Origin of the sequence: Photobacterium sp. (assembly GCF_033720175.1) — a bacterium.
Taxonomy (GTDB): Bacteria; Pseudomonadota; Gammaproteobacteria; order Enterobacterales; family Vibrionaceae; genus Photobacterium.
This window is the reverse complement of the sequence record NZ_JAWWDA010000009.1, coordinates 82822-107613: the sequence shown is the minus strand read 5'-3', so window position 1 is coordinate 107613 and position 24792 is coordinate 82822. Positions and strand designations below refer to the sequence as shown.

At 47.4% G+C, this 24792-nt stretch carries 26 protein-coding genes; 15 read left to right on the top strand and 11 right to left on the bottom strand.

The window, feature by feature from the left end; genetic code table 11:
• Positions 1-272: 272 nt before the first annotated feature.
• The 9 genes from yhfZ (R3289_RS12165) to R3289_RS12125 all read left to right on the top strand — a co-directional run bounded on the left by yhfZ (R3289_RS12165) (position 273) and on the right by R3289_RS12125 (position 9503).
• Complete coding sequence (gene yhfZ, locus R3289_RS12165; RefSeq protein ID WP_318925811.1) at positions 273-1169, top strand: GntR family transcriptional regulator YhfZ; 897 nt, start codon at positions 273-275, stop codon at positions 1167-1169.
• A gap of 18 nt (positions 1170-1187) precedes the next feature.
• On the top strand, positions 1188-1544 hold the full coding sequence (locus R3289_RS12160; RefSeq protein WP_318925810.1) for a hypothetical protein: 357 nt from the start codon (positions 1188-1190) through the stop codon (positions 1542-1544).
• Positions 1545-1568: 24 nt separating this feature from the next.
• The gene (locus R3289_RS12155) at positions 1569-2444 is read left to right on the top strand and encodes a phosphotriesterase-related protein (protein ID WP_318925809.1); all 876 of its coding nucleotides are present in this window, start codon (positions 1569-1571) and stop codon (positions 2442-2444) included.
• A 16-nt stretch (positions 2445-2460) separates the two neighbouring features.
• Entirely contained in the window at positions 2461-2820 is a 360-nt protein-coding gene (locus tag R3289_RS12150) for a DUF2620 domain-containing protein (RefSeq protein WP_318925808.1), read from the top strand.
• A 9-nt stretch (positions 2821-2829) separates the two neighbouring features.
• Complete coding sequence (locus R3289_RS12145) at positions 2830-4131, top strand: YhfT family protein (protein ID WP_318925806.1); 1302 nt, start codon at positions 2830-2832, stop codon at positions 4129-4131.
• A 76-nt stretch (positions 4132-4207) separates the two neighbouring features.
• Positions 4208-5389: a YhfX family PLP-dependent enzyme gene (locus tag R3289_RS12140; protein ID WP_318925804.1), complete on the top strand. Its 1182-nt coding sequence runs from the start codon at positions 4208-4210 to the stop codon at positions 5387-5389.
• The gene (locus tag R3289_RS12135) at positions 5382-6608 is read left to right on the top strand and encodes a phosphopentomutase (RefSeq protein WP_318925802.1); all 1227 of its coding nucleotides are present in this window, start codon (positions 5382-5384) and stop codon (positions 6606-6608) included. Before R3289_RS12140 ends, R3289_RS12135 begins: the two co-directional genes overlap by 8 nt.
• 167 nt (positions 6609-6775) lie before the next feature.
• Positions 6776-8971: a carbohydrate-binding protein gene (locus R3289_RS12130; protein ID WP_413466696.1), complete on the top strand. Its 2196-nt coding sequence runs from the start codon at positions 6776-6778 to the stop codon at positions 8969-8971.
• A 337-nt stretch (positions 8972-9308) separates the two neighbouring features.
• Positions 9309-9503, top strand: a complete 195-nt coding sequence (locus R3289_RS12125; protein ID WP_318925800.1) for a YwbE family protein — start codon at positions 9309-9311, stop codon at positions 9501-9503.
• Positions 9504-9675: 172 nt separating this feature from the next.
• On the opposite strand, the gene R3289_RS12120 is transcribed toward R3289_RS12125, so the two are convergent.
• Genes R3289_RS12120 through R3289_RS12105 form a run of 4 tightly spaced genes read right to left on the bottom strand, consistent with a single transcriptional unit; the run spans position 9676 to position 12581 of the window.
• The gene (locus tag R3289_RS12120; RefSeq protein ID WP_318925798.1) at positions 9676-10566 is read right to left on the bottom strand and encodes a dihydrodipicolinate synthase; all 891 of its coding nucleotides are present in this window, start codon (positions 10564-10566) and stop codon (positions 9676-9678) included.
• A gap of 10 nt (positions 10567-10576) precedes the next feature.
• Positions 10577-10915, bottom strand: coding sequence for a PTS lactose/cellobiose transporter subunit IIA (locus R3289_RS12115; RefSeq protein ID WP_318925796.1), 339 nt, complete (start codon positions 10913-10915; stop codon positions 10577-10579).
• A 2-nt stretch (positions 10916-10917) separates the two neighbouring features.
• The gene (locus R3289_RS12110; protein WP_318925795.1) at positions 10918-12249 is read right to left on the bottom strand and encodes a PTS sugar transporter subunit IIC; all 1332 of its coding nucleotides are present in this window, start codon (positions 12247-12249) and stop codon (positions 10918-10920) included.
• Between the two features lie 14 nt (positions 12250-12263).
• Positions 12264-12581 carry a PTS sugar transporter subunit IIB gene (locus R3289_RS12105; protein WP_318925794.1) on the bottom strand — a complete coding sequence of 106 codons (318 nt, stop codon included), beginning with the start codon at positions 12579-12581 and terminating at the stop codon, positions 12264-12266.
• 528 nt (positions 12582-13109) lie between these two features.
• Here R3289_RS12105 and yhfZ (R3289_RS12100) point away from each other — a divergent pair.
• The 6 genes from yhfZ (R3289_RS12100) to R3289_RS12075 all read left to right on the top strand — a co-directional run bounded on the left by yhfZ (R3289_RS12100) (position 13110) and on the right by R3289_RS12075 (position 18295).
• Entirely contained in the window at positions 13110-14006 is an 897-nt protein-coding gene (gene yhfZ / locus R3289_RS12100) for a GntR family transcriptional regulator YhfZ (protein WP_318925793.1), read from the top strand.
• 32 nt (positions 14007-14038) lie between these two features.
• On the top strand, positions 14039-14914 hold the full coding sequence (locus R3289_RS12095; protein WP_318925792.1) for a phosphotriesterase-related protein: 876 nt from the start codon (positions 14039-14041) through the stop codon (positions 14912-14914).
• Between the two features lie 16 nt (positions 14915-14930).
• Positions 14931-15290, top strand: coding sequence for a DUF2620 domain-containing protein (locus R3289_RS12090; protein WP_318925791.1), 360 nt, complete (start codon positions 14931-14933; stop codon positions 15288-15290).
• A 9-nt stretch (positions 15291-15299) separates the two neighbouring features.
• Complete coding sequence (locus R3289_RS12085) at positions 15300-16601, top strand: YhfT family protein (protein WP_318925790.1); 1302 nt, start codon at positions 15300-15302, stop codon at positions 16599-16601.
• Between the two features lie 158 nt (positions 16602-16759).
• Complete coding sequence (locus R3289_RS12080) at positions 16760-17317, top strand: NnrU family protein (RefSeq protein WP_318925789.1); 558 nt, start codon at positions 16760-16762, stop codon at positions 17315-17317.
• Positions 17318-17521: 204 nt separating this feature from the next.
• Positions 17522-18295, top strand: a complete 774-nt coding sequence (locus R3289_RS12075; protein ID WP_318925788.1) for a TIGR01458 family HAD-type hydrolase — start codon at positions 17522-17524, stop codon at positions 18293-18295.
• 138 nt (positions 18296-18433) lie between these two features.
• On the opposite strand, the gene R3289_RS12070 is transcribed toward R3289_RS12075, so the two are convergent.
• From R3289_RS12070 to tkt, 7 genes are all read right to left on the bottom strand, one after another.
• On the bottom strand, positions 18434-19051 hold the full coding sequence (locus R3289_RS12070) for a DUF1190 family protein (protein ID WP_318925786.1): 618 nt from the start codon (positions 19049-19051) through the stop codon (positions 18434-18436).
• An 11-nt stretch (positions 19052-19062) separates the two neighbouring features.
• Positions 19063-19479, bottom strand: coding sequence for a DUF350 domain-containing protein (locus R3289_RS12065; protein WP_318925785.1), 417 nt, complete (start codon positions 19477-19479; stop codon positions 19063-19065).
• Positions 19480-19513: 34 nt separating this feature from the next.
• On the bottom strand, positions 19514-20149 hold the full coding sequence (locus R3289_RS12060; RefSeq protein ID WP_318925784.1) for a YjfK family protein: 636 nt from the start codon (positions 20147-20149) through the stop codon (positions 19514-19516).
• A gap of 52 nt (positions 20150-20201) precedes the next feature.
• Entirely contained in the window at positions 20202-21224 is a 1023-nt protein-coding gene (locus tag R3289_RS12055) for a potassium channel family protein (RefSeq protein WP_318925782.1), read from the bottom strand.
• A gap of 26 nt (positions 21225-21250) precedes the next feature.
• Positions 21251-21937 (bottom strand): PspA/IM30 family protein, encoded by a 687-nt coding sequence (locus R3289_RS12050; protein ID WP_318925780.1) that lies wholly within the window; start codon positions 21935-21937, stop codon positions 21251-21253.
• Positions 21937-22335 carry a DUF2170 family protein gene (locus R3289_RS12045; RefSeq protein ID WP_318925779.1) on the bottom strand — a complete coding sequence of 133 codons (399 nt, stop codon included), beginning with the start codon at positions 22333-22335 and terminating at the stop codon, positions 21937-21939. The genes R3289_RS12050 and R3289_RS12045 overlap by 1 nt, the downstream gene beginning before the upstream one ends.
• A gap of 388 nt (positions 22336-22723) precedes the next feature.
• Positions 22724-24718 (bottom strand): transketolase, encoded by a 1995-nt coding sequence (gene tkt / locus R3289_RS12040; RefSeq protein WP_318925778.1) that lies wholly within the window; start codon positions 24716-24718, stop codon positions 22724-22726.
• Positions 24719-24792: the final 74 nt, after the last annotated feature.

Here is a 24792-nt window from a genome sequence, read left to right as displayed (position 1 = left end):
CTTGATTATGGGTAAGGTAGTGAAGGTGTTCAAGGCAATGAGAACAGGCTGAGCATCCTTAAATGACAGCGAGTCCTGTATGCGAAGTGGCTAGCAAGGCAAAAGAATGGATACGTTTGTGCCGTAAACTGGACCTTCTAACAAGCTAACCTGATGTTAGTAAGCTTCGTGAAATTTCTTTTTTGACCTATATCTCATTTATGCCCAACACTAATTTACTTAGTTAACGATAGGCGTATTATTTAAACATTCAAAAAAATGAAGATTTAAGTGTGACCGAGAAGTACATCAAAAAAGAAGGGGCCGCAGTCATTAATATTGCCCGATATCTGATGTCTCAAAAAGAAGGTGCTCGTTTACGTACTATTGACTCGTTGGCTGAAGAATTTGAACTGTCGGTTGGCTTAGTCCAAAAAGCCCTGAAAAAAATTGAAGCGGAAGGCGTGATAGCGCTTTCGAGACAAGGCCGAAATGGTACTTATATCTCTCATTTGGACAGTGAAAAAATTGTTCGCCTGGCGGGGCTTGGTAATGTCGTATGTGCTATGCCGTTACCTTATACCAAGCATACCGAGGGATTAGCCAGCGGATTAAAGACTCAGATAGGCGGTTTGCCGTTGTATTTCGCCCACATGCGAGGTGCCGGGGTCAGAGCGAAATTGTTAAGCTCCGGCGTGCATGACATTGCCATTATGTCGAAGCTTGCTGCACAGAATTACTGCGACGGTTTAACCATTGCCGTTGATTTGGGAGAAAATTCCTATTCACATGATCACAGGGTGATTTACCGTAAGGGTGAATATGATGCCATCCGGCGTGTCGGTGTCGATCCGGATTCACCTGACCAGCAGATCCTGACCAGGCAGGCTTTGCAGGATCAAGACATTGAAATTGTCGAAATCAATTACGGTGACAGTCTGGCCCATTTAGCCTGTGGGGAAATAGATGCGGTGATTTGGCTGACGGAAGCCATCGATATGGATAAATTCGGACTTGCTGAAAAGTCACTAAACCATATCTCCCACTGTGAAATGGCCTCTGAAGCGGTACTACTGGTTCGGAATGAGGCACTGCATATTAAAGCGCTCTTGAGAAATCTGATCGACAAGGATGCTCTGAACACTCACCAGAAAAAAGTCGTGGCAGGCGAGATAACGCCGAGCTATTAGCAAAGATGCGGAGGAAGAATGCAGCAAAGGTTAGCGTTACTTAAGGAGGCTGGGGTGATATCCCAAGTTGCTCATGACGGAACGGTAAAAGCCGTCGAGTTGCTGGTTTCTGAATGGCAGCTGGACACATCAGCAGAGCAATTACAGCTAGCCATGACCCACCTCGCTCGGGCGACGGATCGTATTCTTTCCGGCGAACCAATCGAACACGGGCTGGACGAGGAGCTTCTTGCAGAAATTACCGGTGATGATGACTTCCCGCTGATCGAGGCGACGAACAGCGCAATCCTTGACGGCTTTGGGATAGAGCTGGCCCCGGATACGGAAAACTCATTCTTTCTTTGCAACCTGTTCTCGCTCTACTGTGCGAAATAAACCGTAACGGGAAAAGAGGCCAATATGATTGACGACAGCGGTTACACCTATGTTCACGAACATCTGCATATTGATTTATCACCGCAAAAAGGTGACATCGATTGCAGGCTAGATCAGTACGATCTGATCAAAGAAGAGCTGTTGCAACTCAAGTTACGCGGTGTATTTAATATCGTAGAAGTGACTAATCGTTTTATGGGCAGAAATCATCATTTTATTGAAGATTTAGCGGTTGATACCGGAATGAATATTCTGCTCTCTACCGGCTACTACATTGATGGTTTTTTCCCACCCGAATTGCACTCTCGGTCGGCGCGGGAGATCAGCAGCGAGATGGTGGGTGAAATCGAAAACGGTATTGCCGGAAGCGGCATGAAAGCCAGCTTGATCGGTGAAATCGGCAGCAGTGAAAACACGTTTACCGATATAGAGAAAAAAGTCTTTGAAGCCGCCGCCTATGCCCATCTGGAGACCGGGCGCCCAATCTCCACTCACCAGTCGATGAGTTCAATGGGCCGCCAGCAGGTTATGTGGCTAAAGCAATATGGCGTCAACATGAATAACGTGACGATTGGTCACTGCGATCTGAAAGACAACCTTGATGACATTGTCTGGCTCATCGATCAGGGCTGTTACGTGCAGTTCGACACGATCGGAAAAAATGACTATTACCCAGACACCAGACGGTTAGACATGTTGCAAGTGCTGTCTGAACGCGGTTATTTAGAGCGGGTCATGCTTTCCATGGACATAACCCGGCGGTCCCACCTTAAAGAAAATGGCGGTCTTGGATTTTGCTATCTGGTGGATGCATTCATCCCGATGTTACGCGAGCGGGGCATTAGCCAGCAAGAAATAGACACCATGCTAAAACACAATCCCAGTCAGCTATTTGGCTAAATAAAGAGGTTAGCGTATGAAACGAATCGGTATTGCGGGTCTGCAGCGTGAGCAGATAAAAGAGCAAATTGACGCCGCCGCCCCCGGTGTTTTTAACTGTCACATCCTGAACGACATGGATGCAGCGATGCAAGTGAAATCCGGCCAGCTGGATTATTACATCGGTTGCTGTAACACGGGGGCAGGCGCGGCACTATCAATGGCTATCGCCATCATTGGTTATCCGCAGAGCTGCACCATAGCTAAGCCATCCATTCAGGCCAAGTCAGACGAGATCGAGCGCTTTGTCGATGAGGGTAAGGTGGCTTTCGGACTTTCCATTGAGCATGTCGAACACGCCATTCCCATGCTCATTTCTATCCTATCTAAGAAGTAAGGACATAACATGGATGTTGCACATTTAGCGTTAGTTGCATCGCTCTGTGCCATGACAGCAATAATTGCCAACATGAGCGCAGCAGTATTCCACGATGGTATCCGCCCCATTCTTCCTCAGCTTGTTGAGGGTAACATGACAAGGCGAGATGCGGGTTCTGTTGCATTCGGCTTGTCTATCGGCTTTGTTGCCTCGGTGGGAATTTCATTCACCCTTTCGACCGGTTTACTCAACCCTTGGTTACTCTTTTTACCGACAGATATTCTGGGCGTGATGATCGGCAGCCGGGTACTGGCCGGACTGGCCGGTGGTTTGTGGGGGATATTGGTGGTCACATCGCTTACGGCAGTCAATACCGTATTAACCGGATTGCCGGTCGATGCCTTAGGTGCACTGGCCGAGCTGGGTACACCGGTAATGTCGGCGTTTGCTCTGTTCCCGTTGCTTGCCATTTTTTATCAATTTGGCTGGCGCGCCGGGGCTGTGGCAGCAGTCGTCATTATTATTTCCCGCTTGTTGGTCATGAAATATACGGCGATATATCCTGAATCCATCCAGATTTTCATTGGTATGGTCATGTTGGTCGCTACCGCAATCCGCAAAGATCTGGCTGACAGGAAAAACGGGATATCACCCCCCGATATGTCAGGTATGCACAGCCTGTTTGATGAGCGTACCAAGCGCATCGTCAAAAACCTGCCTTTCCTTGCCGTTACCGGTGCCCTGATTGCCGCAGTGGCGAACGCAGGTATTTTTGCAGGCTCGGAAGTGTCGATCTACTCACTGGCCGAAGCATACAAGCTGACTGATCCGGTTGCTCAAGATGCGGCGATGAAGCAGGTAGCACTGTCTGAGTTTATGCGCGGTCTTGGCTTTGTCCCGCTGATTGCGACCACGGCGCTTACGACAGGGGTTTACGGTGTCGTCGGAATGACCTTTGTCTTCGTTGCTGGCTACCTTGCTCCAAGTGTTCCCGTTGCAGCGGCATTGGGTGGCGTTATTATTTGTGTTGAAGTCTTCCTGTTGCGGGGGATCGGTGGCTTCCTGGAGCAATTCCCTTCTATCCGTAACTCTTCAGATAACATCCGTAATTCAATGAATACCTTAATGGAGTTTGCATTGTTGATCGGTGGCGTACTGGCTGTGATGAAAATGGGTTCTACAACCGGATTCACCATCTTCGCCATCCTCTACTACCTCAACGAAGTTATGGGCCGACCAATACTCAAAATAGCAGCGCCTGCAGTTGCGGCTATCCTGACAGGTTTCATTCTCAACGTACTGTATGTACTGGGGATCTTTGCAATTTAATCCAAAATAAGAGTTCGCTCACCTCCCCCCTAAGCAACAACGGGCGGACTCTTATCCTCTTAAGAAGGTTTTCTTTATGTTTCTGAATGCCTTAAAAAAGCAGAACCAGGCACTTATAGATACGGCTACCGACTATTTAAATCAAGGCTTGCTACTACCTGATACCTATGTCATTGACGTTGATCAGTTCACGGCTAATGCTAACCTCATCAAGGCCAGAGCGGACGAGTTGGGTATTAAGCTTTATGCCATGACCAAGCAGATCGGGCGCAACCCAGAGCTTGCCAGGATCTTGGTGGAAGAGTGCCAGTATCAAGGTATCGTCTGCGTAGATTTTAAGGAAGCTCGACAACTTGCCCTCGCCGGAATCAAGGTGGCCCATACCGGACATCTCGTGCAGCCGCCAAGCAATATGGTTCCTGAAATGGTTGCAGATATCAGGCCTGAGGTGATCACCGTCTACTCGCTGGAAAAGGCGCGGGAAATATCTGCAGCGGCAGTCAATGCAAACAGAACACAAGGAATTTTGCTTAAGTTTTACCGGTTGGATGATCACTTATATGTAAATCAAGAATCAGGTTTTCCTTTCGAACTGCTGGAACAGGTTCTGGCAGCGATAACCGCTTTACCAAACCTCAAGCTCGTTGGTTTAACGCATTTCCCTTGCTTCTTATACAACACTGAAACTAACACCACTCAGCCCACGGTAAATCTGATCACTTTGAGGTTAGCGGCGAATAAGGCTGAATCATTGGGATATGACGTTGAACAATTAAACGGCCCATCGTCGACAAGCTGTGAGACGCTTCCCATGCTGGCGGAGTTCGGGGGGACGCACGGTGAACCCGGGCATGCACTGACCGGTACGACACCTGCCAATCATGATGGCAGCCAGCCTGAAAAGATTGCGATGCTCTATCTTAGTGAGGTTTCACATCACTACGAAGAGAATAGTTACTGCTACGGTGGTGGTTATTACCGCCGGGGAAATCTTACTTCGGCATTGGTTTGGCAATCTCAAGAAGACCAACCCGAGCAGGAGGTGATGGTGGCCGTTAGCAATGACGACGATTCAAGTATCGATTATCACCTGAAGCTAGAAGGGAAATTTGCTATTGGCTCACCGGTAGTCATGGCGTTTCGTACTCAGATTTTCGTTACCCGCAGTGATGTTGCATTGATTTCCGGAATCTCGCAGGGTACCCCGCGATTAGTGGGTATTTATAACTCTTTAGGTAATGAGGTGTCGTGTGGCTAGATTTATCGTGGTGGTTTTAGATGGTTTCGGTGTCGGCGAAATGCCGGATGTTACCGAGGTGCGTCCTCAGGATACCGGTGCAAATACGGCCGAGAAATTGCTCAATCACTTTCCGCTTAAAATGTTACCGACGCTTGAAAAACTGGGGCTGGTCAATGTTGTGGGCGCGACTAAATCGGTCATGAAGGCAAATCCTGATGCGAACTGGGGCCATGCCTGGCTTGCTCATGAAGGTGGAGACACTTTTATGGGGCACCAGGAAATCATGGGCACCCTTCCCAAACCGCCTGTTGTCATGCCGTTTCAGCAGTCGATTGATGCTATCGAACAGGCATTATTGGCGAAAAACTATCAGGTTAAGCGGTTGGTAAAAAATGGTTTGCAGGCGCTGATAATAAATGATTGCGTCGTGGTGGGTGATAACCTCGAAGCCGATTTAGGCCAGGTGTACAACCTGACAGCAAACTTCTCTCAGATCAGTTTCGATCAGGTCAGGCAGATTGGTCAGGTGGTGCGCTCGGCCAATGGTGTCGGCCGCAATATTGCCTTCGGTGGTTTTGTGAATTCAATGCAGCAAATCGTTGATGCCATCGAAACCAAGGCTGATCCCAACGGGGAAGTTACATACATCGGCGTTAACGCGCCAGATTCCGGTACTTATGACAACGGATTTCAGGTGGTCCATTTGGGCTATGGCGTAGATGCCGCGACACAGGTTCCGCAAAAACTGAGCGAAGTGGGTATCCACACTTACTTGTACGGCAAGGTTGCCGATATTGTCCAGAATGAAGCCGGAACCTCTTACCTTTCTGTGGTCGACACTGAGAAGGTGTTTGAGCTACTGCATCAGGATTTACAGCAACGTACAACAGGCTTTTTCTGCGCCAATATCCAAGAGACAGATTTATCCGGACATCTGCAGGACCCGCGTCAGTACTGGAAAATACTTGAGAAATCAGACAAGGGATTAGAGCGGGTCATCGGGCTTATGGGAAGCGATGATGTATTAGTGGTAATGGCTGATCACGGCAATGACCCATTCATCGGTCATACCCGGCATACCCGGGAACAGGTGCCCTTACTGGTATACCACAACCAGACTCACGGCGTTGAACTGGGGACAAGAACCACACTTGCCGATGTGGGAGCCAGTGTCACGGCATTTTTTGGTGCGGAGTTGCCCGTGAGCGGTAGCTCGTTCTTATCTCTTATTAAATAGAAGTCTATAACAGGAAAATGTCAGAGAACGTTTATTAGCCACATAAATGCTATCGGCTGCAACGTCTTTGCCAAGCTAAAAATTTAGTTCCTAATGATTTTTATTGGGAATAACACCTGGGTCTCTAGGCCCTAATTTAATGCAACACCAATGACAAGGATAGAACATTGAAAACACATATTAAAGCAGTATCAGCTGCCGTCATTTTAGGGTTGTCTTCCCCCGCGTTTGCCGCAGAGGGCGGGATGCAAGCTTTTCTTGATTCGCTGCGTGACTTTGAGTCTGGTATTAATCCGGCGCTCGCTGGCTTCTACCTGGATAATTTAGATAACCCAGTCTACACCTACTCCAAAGTAACTAAGCCTGGTCGCCTGGTGCGAGATTGTTCTACCGGAACGATGATCTCGGAGCCAACAACCATCAACGGCTTTTTCACTAAGCTGGGGATTGACACCATTTATAACCCGCTGACTCCCAACGACAGCGCCATGTTCCGTTCTATGCAATACAACTCAATGAATGCATGGGGATTTATCGGGTATCAACTCGGTGAGGCCGTGCTGATCGATGCGGGTTACTATAGTCCGAAAGAAGTTACCATCGAAGGCAAAAACTATGACAGCTTCTACATGTTCGTTCCTGATTCGACCTGGATCGGCTGTAAAACAGAAGCGCTAGCTGAAATCGAGGGATCTGGTGGCAATCAAGTCTATGTCACGGATACCAACTTATGGGAAGGAACCTTTGTTGGTAAAAACGGTGTGAATTCGCTTGATGACTTGCGTTCGCAGGCTAAGCAGGAGCTGGTAATACGTGATGCGATGCATTTTAACTACAAAGTGATGAGCAAGCTGCTTGCTGATGCCAACATGACATGGGCGCAGGCGCTGGCAAAAAGTTGGCCTGATAAAGACGAAAACGGCCAGCCAATCCAAGTGCAAGCGACTATGTCAGGGCTTCTGGCAGCCTCCCACCTTCGTGGGGCGTGGGGAACTGCCGCTTTGTTAACCAAAGACCAAATTACCTGTGATGAACTGGGTACCTGCATTACCAAATACGTGCACAAGTTCGGCGGCTACGACACCTTGTTCGATGTCCCTGGAAACAGCACAACGCATGGTTCCACATATAATGAAGTGTTGACCGCAGGGTGGGGCAGTGACACTGTGATCACCGGCGGCGGCAAAGACCAGATTCTACTGAATGAAGAAACAGGCTCTGTCACAACGGTTGCTGACTTTACTGTCGGTGATGATCTGATTGTACTTCGAGGATGGCAGGCTGCTGATCCGCTGGCATCACTGACAATTTCAGACATGGCAGGTGATACCGAGCTGCAATTTTCCGGGCAGAGTGTGGTGCTAAAAGGTTTATCAGCCGCGGCAGTTACTGCAAATCCAGCAGCCGTTATCGCTAAGTCGGATACTTATGTTCTGGCATGGAATACCGGAAAGCAAGTGGTGCAGGACTTTGACCCGGCCGTTGATAAAATCGAAGGCAGTGCCGGTATCGGATTCAAACACCTCAAGGCCTACGAGACAGCAACATCAATCATCATTGGCCCACAAGCAGAAGATGGCGGCATATATGCGTCTTACGAATTAGTTGGCCTGACTCTTGCCGACATTAATGCAGAGATGTTTACTAACGTCACGGGTGGCTATGATCGTCTCGGCTACATTGTTCCACTCAACCACATTAACTGGGGTTGGAACATGGAATTGGTCGTAAATACTTTCGACACGGCCAAGACTGTTTTGACAGTACCAAGCAATCAGCCAGTACCATTTTCTGCAGTCAAATTGACCCAAGAAGGGGCTGACACGGTGCTCACGTTGACCGAACCGTATGCAAAGGGTGATAAGAAAAGAATCGTACTGAAAAATACTGATGTTAAAACCCTGAGTGCATCAAACTTTGCAGGTTTTAGCGGTGATTTCACTGAAGTTACCACTGATATCTCTGTGATGTTTGAAATCAGTGCCACGGTCAACGGTGCTGGTGGTATTATTTCTCCGACACCAGATGCAAACGGTCTGCTACAAGCCAAAGGCGGAACAGATTTTACTGTCAACTTCATTGCCGACAGTGGATTTAAAGTGAAATCTATTGTGGTAGACGGTGTTACACAGCCAGTCGCTAACAGCTATACCTTCACGGCAGTCAGTGCGTCATCTGTACTGGTGGTCAGCTTTGAAGCTGGGCAGTTGTCAACATGCCCTGCACCATGGGTTAAAGGTACTGTCTATAATGGCGGCGATCAGGTGAGCTATCAGGGTAATATCTATCAGGCTAAATGGTGGACGGATAATAACCAGCCTGATGCGGGTGGTCCATGGGCGCTTGTTAAAGCTTGCAGCTAATCTATAATTGACAAAAATGGCAGCAGAGATGCTGCCTCTGAATAGAAGTCCTCAGCCGAAAGGTTGAGGATTTTTTTGTTTCAGCATCATATTAATATTTATAAGTTGTTCTCAACTCGAACTCCATCTGCCTACTGGTAGTATTTGCGAACCCGTTAAATATCGAGTGATTCAGTATTGCACCGAAGTTAAGCTCGAGGTAGCGATGAATAGAGGAGAGGTTCTTTTTTAACTCAGGATTTTGAAGTGGTTTGGTATAAAGCTAGCTAAAGTATTGCAAGTGAGAGATATTACAACTAGCAGATATTAAATAACTCGATTAAGCAGAGACAAACTTATGAATGGTACCAACCGCTCAGATATACAAGCAGGATTAGAGGTTCAAATTGTATTGAAAAAAGATCAACGTACAGGAAGTCTCACCAAGGGAGTCGTGAAAGATATTCTAACCAAGTCATCAACACATCCCCATGGTATTAAGGTTAGGTTAGAAAGCGGTGACGTCGGTCGGGTAAAAGAAATTTTAGATTAAGCATGAGTCATGAAAACGGGTCGCCTAACGATGATTAACTTTTCTGTCATTGATGGCGGATATTTATAGCCTCTACAGAAGCCGCCCACCATTTGATGAGCAACGAGTACATAAAAAAGGAGGCCTGTTAAACAGACCTCCTTAATAGTTAGTTTGAGTTATTTATCCAGCGTTATCGCCGGTTGGCCATGCGTTTGAATTGATGGCGCCGGCCGCGAATTGTCATGCCCATACGGATGATATTTTCTGGCACAGCGATACCACCATATCCACCATCACCGATATGAATAATGTCAGCTCCCGCTCCTTTCGATGCCATCGCGACTTGTTCTATATAGCTTTCTGATGCACCTTCTTGAGATGTACCAATTGCTAATAGACCAAGCATTCCAGCATTGTGAACAGCATCCATCATCTGATGGGCTATTTCAGGTGAAACACTAGGTGTTGTATAAGGCGCAGGGAACATCATGATGTCAGCACCAGCCTCAGCAAAATCGCTAACAATGTCTAAGTTATAGTCGTTACCAACTCCACCACCGTGCATTTTGCCTGCGATGATGACGATGTTCTGCGACACTTCGCGACATAAGCGAATTGCATCTAGAATGGTTTCTTGTGACACATTCATTCCCGGGTTACCCGTTAACATAATGTAGTTCATGCCTAACTCAACAGCTTGCTCTACCGTTTCACGAGTCACTGAACGGCCGACCGCAATATCGGTAAACCCGGCCGGTACCGGCTCTAGGTTACACCCGATTAGGCGGCCGGTTAAATCACGTAATTCTTCAATAGTGAAATGGTCCTTAACGCCATGGCTACCGGCCCCGGACACTTCTGCTCGAGGGTGAAAGATATCCAGGCAGTTAAGGGTGATCATATCAGCACCGAATGCGGCCGCAATTTCAGCACCTGAGACGAGATCTAGGGGGGGAGCCACAGATACAACGTTCTCAACCATCATGGTGCGACCTTCAGAGAGCTTGATACACTCAACAATTTCGGTGCGAGTCATGCTGTTTACATCATGACTCGTTAAATCAAAAATACGCTTTTTCATTTCAGTTGCCTTATACGTTTTCTAGCCGACGGTGAATAGCAATGATCTCATTCGCCATATCGCGGCATAGCATTGCAGTCATAATGTGGTCTTGAATGTGAGTAAGGATAAGAGTCATTGTGACCTTACCTTCACCTTCATCGAAACCAATTAAGCCTGTTTGCGTCTTATGTACTTCGGTAAGCGCTTCTTCCGCTGCGACCAGCATCGCCTCAGAACGCTCAAAGTTACCGCCTCGGGCCTCTCCCATCGCTTGCATCACAGCTGAACGTGCTTCACCTGCTTTGCAAAGTAATGTCATCAGAAACTCTTCAGTAATATCTTCTTGAGTATTAATTTCGAAAGTCATGATTAAGCCTTTACTGGTTCAGCTGTTGGTTGTTGTTCTTCTTCAGCATTTGCCTTCTCTTCGAGAAGCAATTGCTTTTCATGCACTTTGAAGAACGGATAGAAAACAACCATGCTCACAAGTACACAAACCCCAACCAAAATCGCCGCTGTACCGGAGTTTGTCGCGATAACCGCACCGATAGGCGCAGGCATAGTCCATGGTGGAAGTGCAACAATTTTAGATACAATCTCAGTCTTAAAGGCCAGCCACACAATACAGGTATTAATCATTGGCGAAAGCATCCAAGGGATGAAATAGTTCGGGTTCATTACAATAGGCGTACCAAAAATAACCGGCTCGTTGATATTGAAGCTGCCAGGAATGATTGACATCTTTCCGATTACGTTCAGGTGTGTCGCCTTTGAGCGCATCATTAGTACAACGAGGCCCCAAGTACCACCGGCACCACCAACAAAGACAAAGAAATCAAGTAACGGGTTAACGAAAATCTTCGGTATCTCAAGACCAGCGGCAAGCGCATCTTGGTTCATACCAAGGTTGACCAGTAAGATTGGACCCAAGATACCACTAACCACAACGGCTGAACCGTGAATACCGGCGAACCAAAGTAGCTGAATCATAACAACGGCAAGTAGACATGCCAAGAACGAGTCTGATGCTGAGACTAATGGTTTGAATAACTCCATAACCGCAGATGGAATCGTCAGGTCGTAACTACCAAGCACTGCATTAAGACTTGGGATCAACACTGAGAGAATGACGATTGGAATTAGCAGGTCAAATGATGCGGCGATTTTTTCAGGCACCGCTTCAGGAAGCTTAAGACTGATCTTTTTATCACGCAAGAAGCGCTGTAGCTCGGGCACAAACAAACCAGCCATGATTGCGGTGAATGCACCAGTACCACCTAGGTAAGCCGCTGGTATCACGCCACCCACACCCTCAACGGATTGCAGGGGAGCTGCCGCCAAAAGGAAGGTGAATAATGAGAGTAAACCAGAGTTTTGCGCGCGCAGCCCATACGATTCTGCCAAACTAAAGCCGATACCAAATGCGGCATATAGAGCAAATATACCCATACTGACTTGGAACGGTGTCAGTATATTATCTCGACCAATCATCTCCATAAGGGAGTGCCAGCCATTGAGGAAAAAGTTATCTCCCGGCGGCGGGAAAGCTAATACCAAAAGCAAAGAACCCACAATCAAAAACGGCATTGTTGCCACGAAACCATCTTTTATTGCATTAATATGCCGCTGGGTTGAAACTTTCGCCGCAACAGGTGCGACGACATTTTCAACGAAGCCCATAATTCCATTTAGTACAGACATGAATTAACTCCTAATCACTTGTTATTCATAGATTTATAAAGATTAACTGCTTGGTCAAGAACTACATCACCTTTCATCATGCCGTAGGTCATCATGTCGATAAGGCCACAAGCTTTACCGTTTTCTTCAGCGCGTTTCTTGAATTCTTCAAATTGGAACTTAACTTGCGGTGCTACCAAACAAACATCGTTTTCTGCCAGTGATGCTTCAAATTCAGACACTGAATAAGCATTAATAGAGCAATCAATGTTCTGTTTATCAGCAGATTCACGCATTTTTTTTACAAGCATGCTGGTTGACATCCCAGCAGCACAGCATAGAAAAATCTTCATATTTTTACCCTTTAAACTTATTTCACCCCGAAAATTTAGATCCCGATAATAGTATTCATTTGGATGAAATATATTGTGCAAACTCACATCTTTTAAATATTCATTTTTTTGATGACAAAAAAGACATTTATTTGCGACGCAATTAGAATTATCAATGCGCCTGGTGCAAGCAGAGATGAAGAGATATGAAGTTCGTCACTTTTCTTTGGCGGCCTTTTTTCAATGCTTTTGGTATTAGCGCAGTCACAAGCTAAGCTGCCTTAAATGAAGGAGAGATATTTTTCAGTACACGGTAACTTTAATATGTGGATTATCAGTTACATCCGCCATTAAAGTATCGGTCTCATTAAATGAAATGGTTATCACTTCTTCGTGGTAAATTGATAAGTAAGCTGGTATGACTACTTTTTTATTCGCAAGCTACATGATGCTATCTTATTGATAGGTGTCTCATTTGTGTTCGGCGCTAATGGATTCAATCTGCGATAGGCGTATTATTAAAACTTTCAGAAAGATGAAGGTTTAGGCATGCCTAAAATATATATAAAAAAAGAAGGTACCGCAGTCATTAATATCGCCCGATATCTGATGTCTCTAAAAGAAGGTGCTCGTTTACGTACTATTGATTCGTTAGCAGAAGAGTTCGGGCTGTCGGTTGGCTTAGTTCAAAAAGCGCTGAAAAAAATTGAAGCTGATGGTGTGATAGCGCTTTCGAGACAAGGTCGTAATGGTACTTATATTTCTCGCTTAGACAGCGAAGAGATAGTTCGTCTGGCAGGGCTGGGTAACGTTGTATGTGCCATGCCGCTGCCTTACACCAAGCATTACGAGGGACTGGCCAGTGGATTAAAAGTCCAGATGGGCCGTTTACCGTTGTACTTCGCTCACATGCGAGGTGCCGGGGTCAGAGCAAAATTGTTAAGTTCCGGCGTGCATGATATCGCGATTATGTCGAAGCTTGCAGCGCAGAATTACAGCGACGGTTTGACGGTTGCCGTTAATTTGGGAAAGAACTCCTATTCGAATGATCACCGGATGATTTACCGTAAGGGTGAATATGGTGCCATCCGTCGTATTGGTGTTGATCCGGATTCTCCAGATCAGCAGATCCTGACCAAGCAGGCTTTCCCAGACCAAGATATTGAAATTATTGAAATTAATTACGGTGATAGTTTGGCCCATTTGGCCAGTAGGGATATAGATGCAGTAATTTGGCTGACGGAAGCCATAGACATGGATAAGTTCGGTCTGGAAGAAAAGTCACTTAGCCATCTCCCCGAGTGTGAAATGGCCTCTGAGGCGGTACTACTGGTCCGAAATGAGGCTGTGTACATTAAAACACTCTTGAGAAACCTAATTGACAGGGATGCGCTGATCACTCACCAGAAAAAAGTCGTGGCAGGCGAGATAACGCCGAGCTATTAGCGAAATATACAGTGGTGTAAAGAGAGATCAACATGATTGACGACAGCGGTTACACCTATGTTCACGAACATTTGCATATTGATTTATCACCGCAAAAAGGCGATAGCGACTGCAGGCTGGATCAGTACGATCTGATCAAAAAAGAGCTGTTGCAACTCAAGTCACGCGGTGTATTTAATATCGTTGAAGTGACTAATCGCTTTATGGGGCGTAACCCTCGTTTTATTGAAGATTTAGCAAATGATACCGGAATGAATATCTTGCTCTCTACCGGCTATTACATTGAAGGCTTTTTCCCTCCCGAGCTATACACCAAGTCGGCACGGGAGATCGGCCGCGAGATGGTGGATGAAATCGAAAACGGTATTGCCGGAAGCGGCATGAAAGCCAGCTTGATCGGTGAAATCGGCAGCAGTGAGAACACGTTTACCGATATAGAGAAAAAAGTCTTTGAAGCCGCCGCCTATGCCCACCTGAAAACCGGCTGCCCAATTTCCACTCACCAGTCGATGAGTTCAATGGGCCGCCAGCAGGTAATGTGGCTAAAGCAATATGGCGTCAACATGAATAACGTGACGATTGGTCACTGCGATCTGAAAGACAACCTTGATGACATTGTCTGGCTCATCGATCAGGGCTGTTACGTGCAGTTCGACACGATCGGAAAAAACAGCTATTACCCAGATACCAAACGGTTAGACATGCTGGAAGTGTTGTCTGAGCGCGGTTATTTAGAGCGGGTCATGCTTTCCATGGACATCACTCGTCGTTCTCACTTGAAAGAAAATGGCGGCCTTGGCTTTTGCTATCTGATGGATGAATTTGTTCCCACGCTACGCGAGCGTGGCATTAGTCAGCAAGGGATAGACACCATGCTAAAACACAATCCAAGTAAGCTATTTGGCTAAATCAAGAGGTTAGGATATGAAACGAATCGGTATTGCGGGTCTGCAGCGTGAACAGATAAAAGAGCAAATTGATGCTGTCGCACCCGGTGTTTTTAATTGTCATATCCTGAACGACATGGATGCAGCCATGCAGGTGAAATCGGGCCTGCTGGATTATTACATCGGTTGCTGTAACACAGGAGCAGGTGCAGCATTGTCGATGGCAATCGCTATCATTGGTTACCCGCAGAGCTGCACCATAGCCAAGCCATCTATTCAGGCTAAACAAGACGAAATCGAGCGCTTTGTCGATGAGGGCAAGGTGGCTTTCGGACTTTCCATTGAGCATATTGAACACGCGATTCCCATGCTCATTTCTATCCTCTCCAAGAAGTAAGGACATAACATGGATGTTATGCACATAGGTTTAGTCGCACTGCTCTGTGCCATGACTGCCGTTATCGCCAACATGAGTGCAGCAGTATTCCACGACGGGATCCGCCCCATGCTACCTCAAGTTGCGGATGGTAATATGACAAGGCGTGATGCGGGCTCTACCGCATTTGGCTTGTCTATTGGTTTTGTTGTGTCGGTGGGAATTACATTCACCCTTTCGACCGGCTTACTTAACCCTTGGTTACTCTTTTTACCGACAGATGTTCTGGGCGTGATGATCGGTAACCGGGTACTTGCCGGAGTGGCTGGTGGCTTGTGGGGGATCTTGGTGGTCACATCGCTCACGGTAGTCAATAGCGTATTGGCCGGGTTGCCGATTGATGTCTTGGGTGCCTTGGCCGAGCTGGGTACGCCGGTGATGTCGGCGTTTGCTCTGTTCCCGTTGCTCGCGATTTTCTATCAGTTTGGCTGGCGAGCCGGGGTGGCGGCAGCCGCTGTTGTTATCATTTCCCGCCTACTGGTCATCAAATTCACCGCGATATACCCTGAACCGATCCAGATCTTGATTGGTATGGTCATGTTAGTGGCGAGTGCTATCCGCAAAGATCTGACTGATAGGAAAAAGGGTATTTCACCGCCCGATATGTCAGGTATGCACAGCCTGTTTGACGAGCGTAAAAGGGCAATCGTCAAAAACCTGCCTCTCCTTGCCGTTGCCGGTGCTCTGATTGCTGCAGTGGCGAACGCCGGTATTTTTGCCGGCTCGGAAGTATCCATTTACTCACTGGGCGAAGTGTACAAACAGACAGATCCTATTGCTTATGACGCCGCGATGGAGCGGGTAGCACTGTCGGAGTTTATGCGTGGTCTCGCATTTCTCCCGCTGATCGCGACCACGGCGCTTACGACAGGGATTTACGGTGTGGTCGGAATGTCTTTTGTGTTTGTTGCCGGCTACCTTGCTCCGAGTGTCCCCGTTGCAGCGGCATTGGGTGGCGTTATTATTTGTGTTGAAGTCCTGCTGTTGCGGAAGATCAGCGGCTTCCTCGAGCAGTTTCCGTCCATCCGCAATTCCTCAGACAACATCCGTAACTCAATGAATACTTTAATGGAGTTTGCATTATTGATTGGCGGCGTACTGGCAGTAATGAAAATGGGCTCCACAACCGGATTCACCATCTTCGCTATCCTTTATTATTTCAATGAGGCGATGGGCCGGCCTGTACTCAAAATCGCAGCTCCGGTCGCTGCGGCCATCCTGACAGGTTTCATCCTGAATATACTGTATGTACTGGGATTGTTTGCGATTTAACAAGAATAATTAGCATTAATACATTCATTGATCTACAAACAATATTATATGGACAGGAAGCTGTGTATTCCCACTCAGAAGCACCATACGACTCCCCTTAGTTCAGTTGGGAGAACGGTGGATGAATATTTAACAATATAATTTATAAGGAAAGAATAATGGCATTTTTATTACTGGGACTGCTTCTGTTTATCGCCATCCATCTTTTGCCCACGATGACAGGTCCTAGGCAGCTACTGATTGACCGGTTGGGAAGAATGCCCTACTTGGCGTTATTTTCCGCTATTTCGGTGATTGCTTTACTGCTGATCTTTCATGGCTTTGCTCTGGCTCCCAAAGATCAGCTGTGGGTGCCGCTGTCTTTTTCCCGGCCGCTTGCCCACGCTCTGATGCCTGTTGTTTTTATTTTATTAACTGCTGCCTATTTAGATACCCATATACGCGCTAAGCTAAAACACCCGATGTTAATCGCCACCTGCATTTGGGCCTTCGTTCATTTTCTGGCCAATGGTGATCTGGCTTCCACCCTGCTATTTAGCGGTTTCTTTATCTATGCCCTGATTGATATCTTTCTGGCTAAGCCGAGAAGTAGTCTGGTGCCAAAGGGCAAACCAAAGGCGTGGTTTGACGTCATCGCAGTGGTGGTCGGGTTGATCCTCTTTGGCCTGGTGCTTCGTGGTCATCAGACCCTGTTTGGTGTTGCTGTTATCGGCTGATCGTCAAATACTCAAGAGGCCGCAAGATAGCGGCCTGTCGATTGTGTTGTTCGCTGTTATGCTGTAATAACGACACAGTTCTTTCCCTAGTGTTGAAACGAGAGACTCCCAAAAGGAGACTGAGAAGATTACGAACTTGTGGCTGCCGAGCGCCATTCCATCTCCCCACACTCTATACTCAACAAAAACGATGGGGGAATCAGGATGTACAAAGCACTGTTTTTTGATCTCAGCGGGGTATTGTATGTTGGCACCCAAGCAGTACCCGGTGCCGTAGAAGCAATAAAGCGCGCCCAAGCCAGTGATCTTGAGGTCCGTTTTGTCACCAACACCTCCCGTAAGACCTGCATCCAGATCTATGACGATCTCATTGCCCTGGGATTTGACATCGATCTGCGACAGATCTACACCGCTCCCGCCGCCGTCAAGGCACTGCTACAGCAACGCAACTGGCGTCCCTACTGTCTGATCCACAAAAATATCCGGTCTGAATTTGCCGATCTTGAGCAAAGCCGTCCGAATGCGGTGGTTATTGGCGATGCTGAAGATGGTTTTTGCTATGAGACACTGGATCATGCGTTTCAGCTCTGCCAAAACGGCGCAACGCTGATCGGCATTGGCCGTAACCGGTATTTCAAGCTCGGTGGTCAGCTGCATCTGGATGCCGGCCCTTTTATCCACGCCATTGAATACGCTGCCACCACCGAAGCACTTATTGTCGGTAAGCCGTCCGCTGAATTTTTTAACCAGATAGTGGCGACGACAACGGCTGCTGCTGACGAAATATTGATGGTGGGTGATGATATTTTCGGTGACGTTGAAGGCGCTCTGAATGCCGGGCTACAAGCTTGCCTGGTGAAAACAGGCAAGTACCAGCAGGGCGATGAAAACTTGCTTGCCAGACAATTTCTATGTGTTGACTCTGTAATGGAGGCAGTCGATATAGCCCTTAACAACTCAGACGATATAAGTCAGTAGAAGTGAGCTGAGAGGAATGAAAGGCCTTTTCAAATATGGGTGAGTAAGCACTAGGGTGCAATACAATTGCGGTAATCTTGAAAGCATAAAGCCAGCTTCAATGCTGGCTTTATATCTCGTGAGTTGTAACGCTGAAAATTATCCCCCCCAGCTTTTACTGCCGCTGGACGATTTGCTCCAGCTCGATTTTGCCGACACGGTTGACCCAAATCCCCCCCGAGAAATAGTACGGTTTACCGTTGGCTTGGGCTTCATTTGATCTTTAGATACCCGAACCTTGGTTTTCTTATAGCTGCTTTTACCGTAATCGTAACCGTCAGCTGTCGTCCAGCGGTCATAGAAAATACTACCCGGATAATTAGAGCGGAACATAGGCTGGGAATAGTAACCCCGGTTATTGTCCAGCATCCGACCAAACATAAAGCCAGCCATCGCCGGCATAAACCAGTTATTGTTGCGCGATTCTACACAGGCATTAGCCCCGAATTCGGCGATACAATCATTCTGCGTCGAGTATTTCGGTGCCGTGCGCTCTGCTTCTTGTAATGCATTCTGGTAGGCGGCTTGACATTCACTGCTGTAATTTGGGTTATCATCAATACAGTCATCTAAGCCCTGATAAATAGAAGCTTCACTACTATTGTCACTGCATCCTGAGAGAACAGCACCTGCAAACGCAACGGTGATCGGCGTAACAGAGAACGTACGCCAATTTTTACGCATGCTTGCCAGTACAACCTGCTTACTTCGTTTCATCGCGGTGGCTCCTAGTAGGTCATACAAGCGGCATTTAGCAGGCCAACTGAAACAGAAGTGGCTGCCATCACGATACCCGCGGGGACTTCCCCGGCTTCAATGCGCTCTACAATCTTTGGCATAAAACCAAAGCGAATGATGATGAAAGCGATAAGTTGAGCAATAAGTGCCACGACACCCCAAACGGCAAAGTCGATTAAGTTGACTGAGTTACTGGCGGCGCTAGCAACAGCCAGAGAGTAGCCAATGATGGATCCAGACAGGGCGATGGCTGCGGAGATATTTTTCTCGTCTTTCACCAGTTTCCATTCGTCGTGGGGGGTAAAGCGCACGTAGACGAATTTAAACAGCAATAAGAAAACCAGAGACAGTGAGAAATACAGCAAAAAGGCACCAAGGCCTGCTAGAGAGTTCGCTAAAACATCCATGTGAGTTCCTAATTAATTAATAAAGTATTACAAACTAGCCAATCAGCTTAAAATCTGTCGGTGCAAGGTTGATGCCAGTACTGGTAGCCAGACTGCGTTCGGGACGGTTATGAATGATTTTTTCTTCGCCGGCGACGAGCAGGCATTCGAAGATATCGTTCCCGATCTCTCGTTCGTAAATCATGACGAATTGATCGGTTTCGCTAATAGAACCATTTTCCAACCAGGTTTTTTCTGTCATCGCGACCGGACGGCTGTTATCCCAGACTTTTTCAAAAGTATGGCCTTCCAGCTCCCAGGTGGGCTGCACAATCTGATTGTGAAGTAAGTGCTTCCACTCAGATTCGGTATCAATTGGCTTCGTGTCGTAGAAATAATAAAGTTTTACTTCGCTGACATCGGCTTCAGTCTGGCCATGAGTCAGTACCTGAATAAAACCATCGTCATCGGTGTAATAGCGGAGCAGGCGAGTTTGCTCATCAAGCTGAACTTCGCCAACGGCCTTAATGAGCTGAGTGCGCGAAGCCCCTTCAATAACAAGGTCGGGTTCGATCAGACGTAGTTTAAGATCATCTAATTCAAATGCCCCACCAAGCCTCAAACCCAGTATTTCAGGCGCCTGTTGAATGGGTTTTTCAGGTGTTGTTTTCTTCTTAAGCCAATCAAACATTGTGATTCCTGATCAGATATCGATGAGAATTAAGGATTAGAACTGCGTATGTCTACCACGTAAACGTCTTAATGCGCTCGTCCGCAATATAAAAAAGCTTAGCACCGGGGGGAACTTCACTGTTAAGTATCGGATTGAGTTCGATCCCTGCGCCGGTATCAATTGCAATCAGCGTAGCTTCATATTGTTGCTTGAAACGGGAGAACAATGCATCGATGCTGGTGGCAGAGCAGTGCTCTGGGTAGGTAACAGAATATTGAGTCATCCCCCGATGGGTACTGAGCAGTTCATGGTGTAGCCCACTGGAACCGGGATCGATTGCGGCTTTAGCCAGCATTTCGACGGCGACGGATGGAATACATTCTGCATTCGGGCAATGCTGTTTTAACAGCTGACTTAGCGTATCGTCATTGAAATAGGCGAGCAGATGTGCATCTGGATTTTTGTTGGCGCAATACAAAGCGGCTGACAGCGTTATATCGTCTTCCGTGTTGTCGATAATGATGCAGCTGGCACTGGCGACGCTGGCTCTTGCCATGCCATCGTTATCGGTAAAACTGGTGACCCGGACAAATTCGACTTCTCCCGGCAGGGGGTTTTCAATTTCAGGACGAACACACAGCACGATAGGGCGTTGATCTTTCTCTTCGTGTTGTAACATCTTGATCAGATGCAGGGTGCGCTGTTCATTCCAGCCTAACACCAGGATATGGTTGTTCACTTTAAGACTCCGTTTTCCCAATAGACCGCTTTTCCAGTAGTTAATGAATACGGAAGCGATACGGCCGACGCAAATGGCGAAAAGCCCCAATCCGCCCGGTATCACAAATAAGGCGGCGACCCACTTACCTGCTGTCGTCGTCGGTGACATGTCTCCGTAGCCGACAGTTGATGCTGTGACGAACAGATAATAAATGAAATCGGTAAAAGTGCGAGTGAGTACATGCTCACTCGCAATGGTCAGTAATACCCAGCTTATCGCTATATATCCAAGCAGCGATAGCAACAGGTTGCGTCCATTCAGCTGGCGAAATTGAAGCAGAGCCCACCGACGAATTAGCAACCATAACGACATGTATACCTCCATTTTTTCGAATTCTGCTATTTGCCTAAGATACGGGCTAATTCGTCTTCTGCAGAGGATTTTCCACCCGAGGTGATACCTGCTTCGGCAAGTTTCTTATCCAGGCTACTACCAGATTGCTCTTCAGCCATTTCAGCTGCAGCTTCAAGTTGCGCTGATTTCTCGGTCTGACGCTGTTTTATGCGCTCTAGCGACTCAACGGCGGTGTGCATTTTTGCATTGGCGCCGACGTTGGTAGCCGATACCGCTGATTGCGCTCTCTGTACCGCTTCATTAGCCTTAACAACGTCAACCTGTTGCTCCAGCTGGCGTAGTTTGTCTTTCGCTTGCGCAATATTGGTACGCATACTTTGTTCTGATTTTACAAACTGATCTAAGTATATTTGCTCAGCCTGTTGTTCGGTGCGCAGGTTCGCAACTTTCTGGGCACATTCCAGAGCAAGATCTTGCTGACCATTGTCCATGGCGCCACGTGCATGGCCTTCATACTCATTAATGCCGTTGGTGAAGGCATCCACTTTCTGCTGTGACATTTTACGCTTAGCGACAATGCTGACTAATGCTTCATCAGAGCGGCGAAGTTCTTGTTTGGCATCACGGATTTCCTGATCAAGAATACGCAGCGCCTGACCATCAGCAATGTTTTCGGCCGCTTCATTGGCCCCACCTTTAATGGCGGTAAATAATTTTTTCCAGACGCTCATTATACAATCTCCGCGAGGTGGTCTTGGTATAGTTCGATAAAGGCTTCAACGTTACGGAATAATGTTGCCACTTCAATGACGACACTTTCAGCTTTGGATTGAGAAGACAATGAACCAAAAGCAACATAGTAACTGTGTCCCTGAATCTCATTGATACCAATTGTTGAGAGCGGGAACATCTTATGAGTACGTAATATGTCGTTGTTGAGCTCAGTAATGTCTTTAACTTGTTGCTGAGGGAAAAGCAGTACTTCAACTAGGATCTGCTCACCAGACACTGCCAGAAACGCCTCAATATTATCTTCGTTGCGGATAACGAGGGCCTGTTCACTTGCTTCTACTTGCCAACCTTCATGTTCGGTCAGAACAGGGAGAAGATCTGATAATTTCCATGTCATTTATATTACCTTCTTTCTCATTAAGTGAGTATTTGATTTACTTCCATATGACAGCAGGAATACGACAAAATTCATTTGCTTCCAGAGGCATATCAGCCAATTTTCACCCAGACGTCAACTGAGCGACTCTGATTTTTCAGAGTTACTGGAGTTATACAGTAAATATTATGAGATTGCTTATACATTATTAAAGTGACGAAACGCACGCTTGTCATTGTTTTTGTAACGATTCTATTAATGATGGTTGATTTCTTCTGGTTATGGCGTTGAGGGGAGGGGGGGAGAGCTGCAGGATCAAAAAAGCCAAACTGTGTATGACCCAGTCTGGCAATAATGGCTAAGAGAAGAGCCAGAGTGCTCTTCTCTTATTATTTTGTGAAACAGTTGCTTAGTTCAGCAATTCTTTTGCAGTGTTAACCACGTTTTCAACCGTGAAGCCGAACATCTTAAATAGCTCGCCTGCAGGAGCAGACTCACCGAATGTTGTCATACCGATGATACGGCCGCCGAAACCAACGTACTTGTACCAGAAGTCAGCAATACCCGCTTCAACGGCAACACGTGCTGTTACGTCAGCTGGCAGTACCGCTTCACGGTAAGCGGCATCTTGCTTATCGAACAGGTCTGTAGCTGGCATAGAAACCACGCGAACCTTGCGGCCTTCCGCCGTTAGCTGTGCATATGCTTCTGTAGCTAGCTCAACTTCAGAGCCGGTTGCGATAAAGATAAGCTCTGGCTTGCCTTCACAATCTTTAAGAATGTAGCCACCCTTCGCGATATCAGCAACTTGTGCTTCAGTACGCGCTTGCTGTGCAAGGTTCTGACGCGAGAAGATCAGTGATGTCGGGCCGTCTTTGCGCTCGATAGCGTATTTCCAAGCAACTGCCGATTCAACCTGGTCACATGGACGCCATGTGCTCATGTTTGGTGTCAGACGTAGAGAAGAAACTTGCTCTACAGGCTGGTGCGTCGGACCATCTTCACCCAGACCGATTGAGTCGTGGGTGTAAACCTGGATGTTCTGCACTTTCATCAGTGCCGCCATGCGCATTGCGTTGCGTGCGTATTCCATAAACATCAGGAATGTTGCGCCGTATGGTACGAAGCCACCGTGCAAGGCAATACCGTTCATGATCGCTGTCATACCGAATTCACGTACACCGTAGTGGATGTAGTTACCCGAGAAGTCTTCAGCCGTTAGTGACTTAGAGCCAGACCACATGGTCAGGTTAGACGGCGCAAGGTCAGCCGAGCCGCCCATGAATTCAGGAAGCATTGCACCAAACGCTTCTAGTGCGTTTTGAGATGCTTTACGTGATGCGATGTTTGCCGGGTTTGCCTGAAGATCGGCAATGATAGCATTGGCTTTTTCTTCCCACTGTGCAGGAAGGTCGCCAGCGGTACGGCGCTTGAATTCTGCTGCCAGTTCAGGGTGTGCAGCTGCGTATGCGGCAAACTTCTCATCCCATGCAGCTTCTTTTGCTGCGCCAGCTTCTTTCGCGTTCCACTCAGCGGCTACGTCTGCCGGGATTTCGAAAGGACCGTGATTCCAGCCAAGGAATTCACGAGCAGCGGCGATTTCTTCTGCACCTAGTGGTGCGCCGTGACAGTCGTGAGAGCCTGCTTTGTTTGGCGAACCAAAACCAATGATAGTTTTGCAGCAGATAAGTGTTGGTCTACCTGTTTCTGCTTTAGCGGCTTCGATAGCTGCGTTGATTGCGTCAGCATCGTGACCGTCAACGGCTGGGATTACGTGCCAGCCGTATGCTTCGAAACGCTTAGGTGTATCGTCAGAGAACCAACCTTCAACCTCACCGTCGATAGAGATACCGTTGTCATCCCAGAAAGCAACCAGCTTACCAAGACCTAGCGTACCCGCCAGTGAACATGCTTCGTGAGAGATCCCTTCCATCATACAGCCGTCACCTAGGAACGAGTAGGTGAAGTGATCAACGATGTCGTGGCCGTCGCGGTTGAACTGTGCAGCAAGGGCTTTTTCAGCCATCGCCATACCTACCGCGTTAGTAATACCTTGGCCTAGCGGGCCTGTCGTGGTTTCGATACCCGGCGCATAACCGTATTCCGGGTGACCCGGTGTTTTCGAGTGCAGCTGACGGAAGTTTTTCAGATCATCGATAGACAGCTCGTAACCTGTCAGGTGAAGCAAAGAGTAGATCAGCATTGAACCATGGCCGTTTGATAGGATAAAACGGTCGCGGTCTGCCCACTCTGGGTTTTGCGGGTTGTGGTTCATGTGGCTGCGCCACAGTACTTCAGCAATATCAGCCATACCCATAGGCGCGCCAGGGTGGCCAGAATTTGCTTGTTGTACACCGTCCATGCTCAGGGCACGGATTGCGTTTGCGAGGACTTTACGTTCCATACTTATGTCACCAAAAATTAAATCGATTCAAAAAAGTAAGAAAGCGGCTAAAGGCCGCTTTCTGAAATTATATT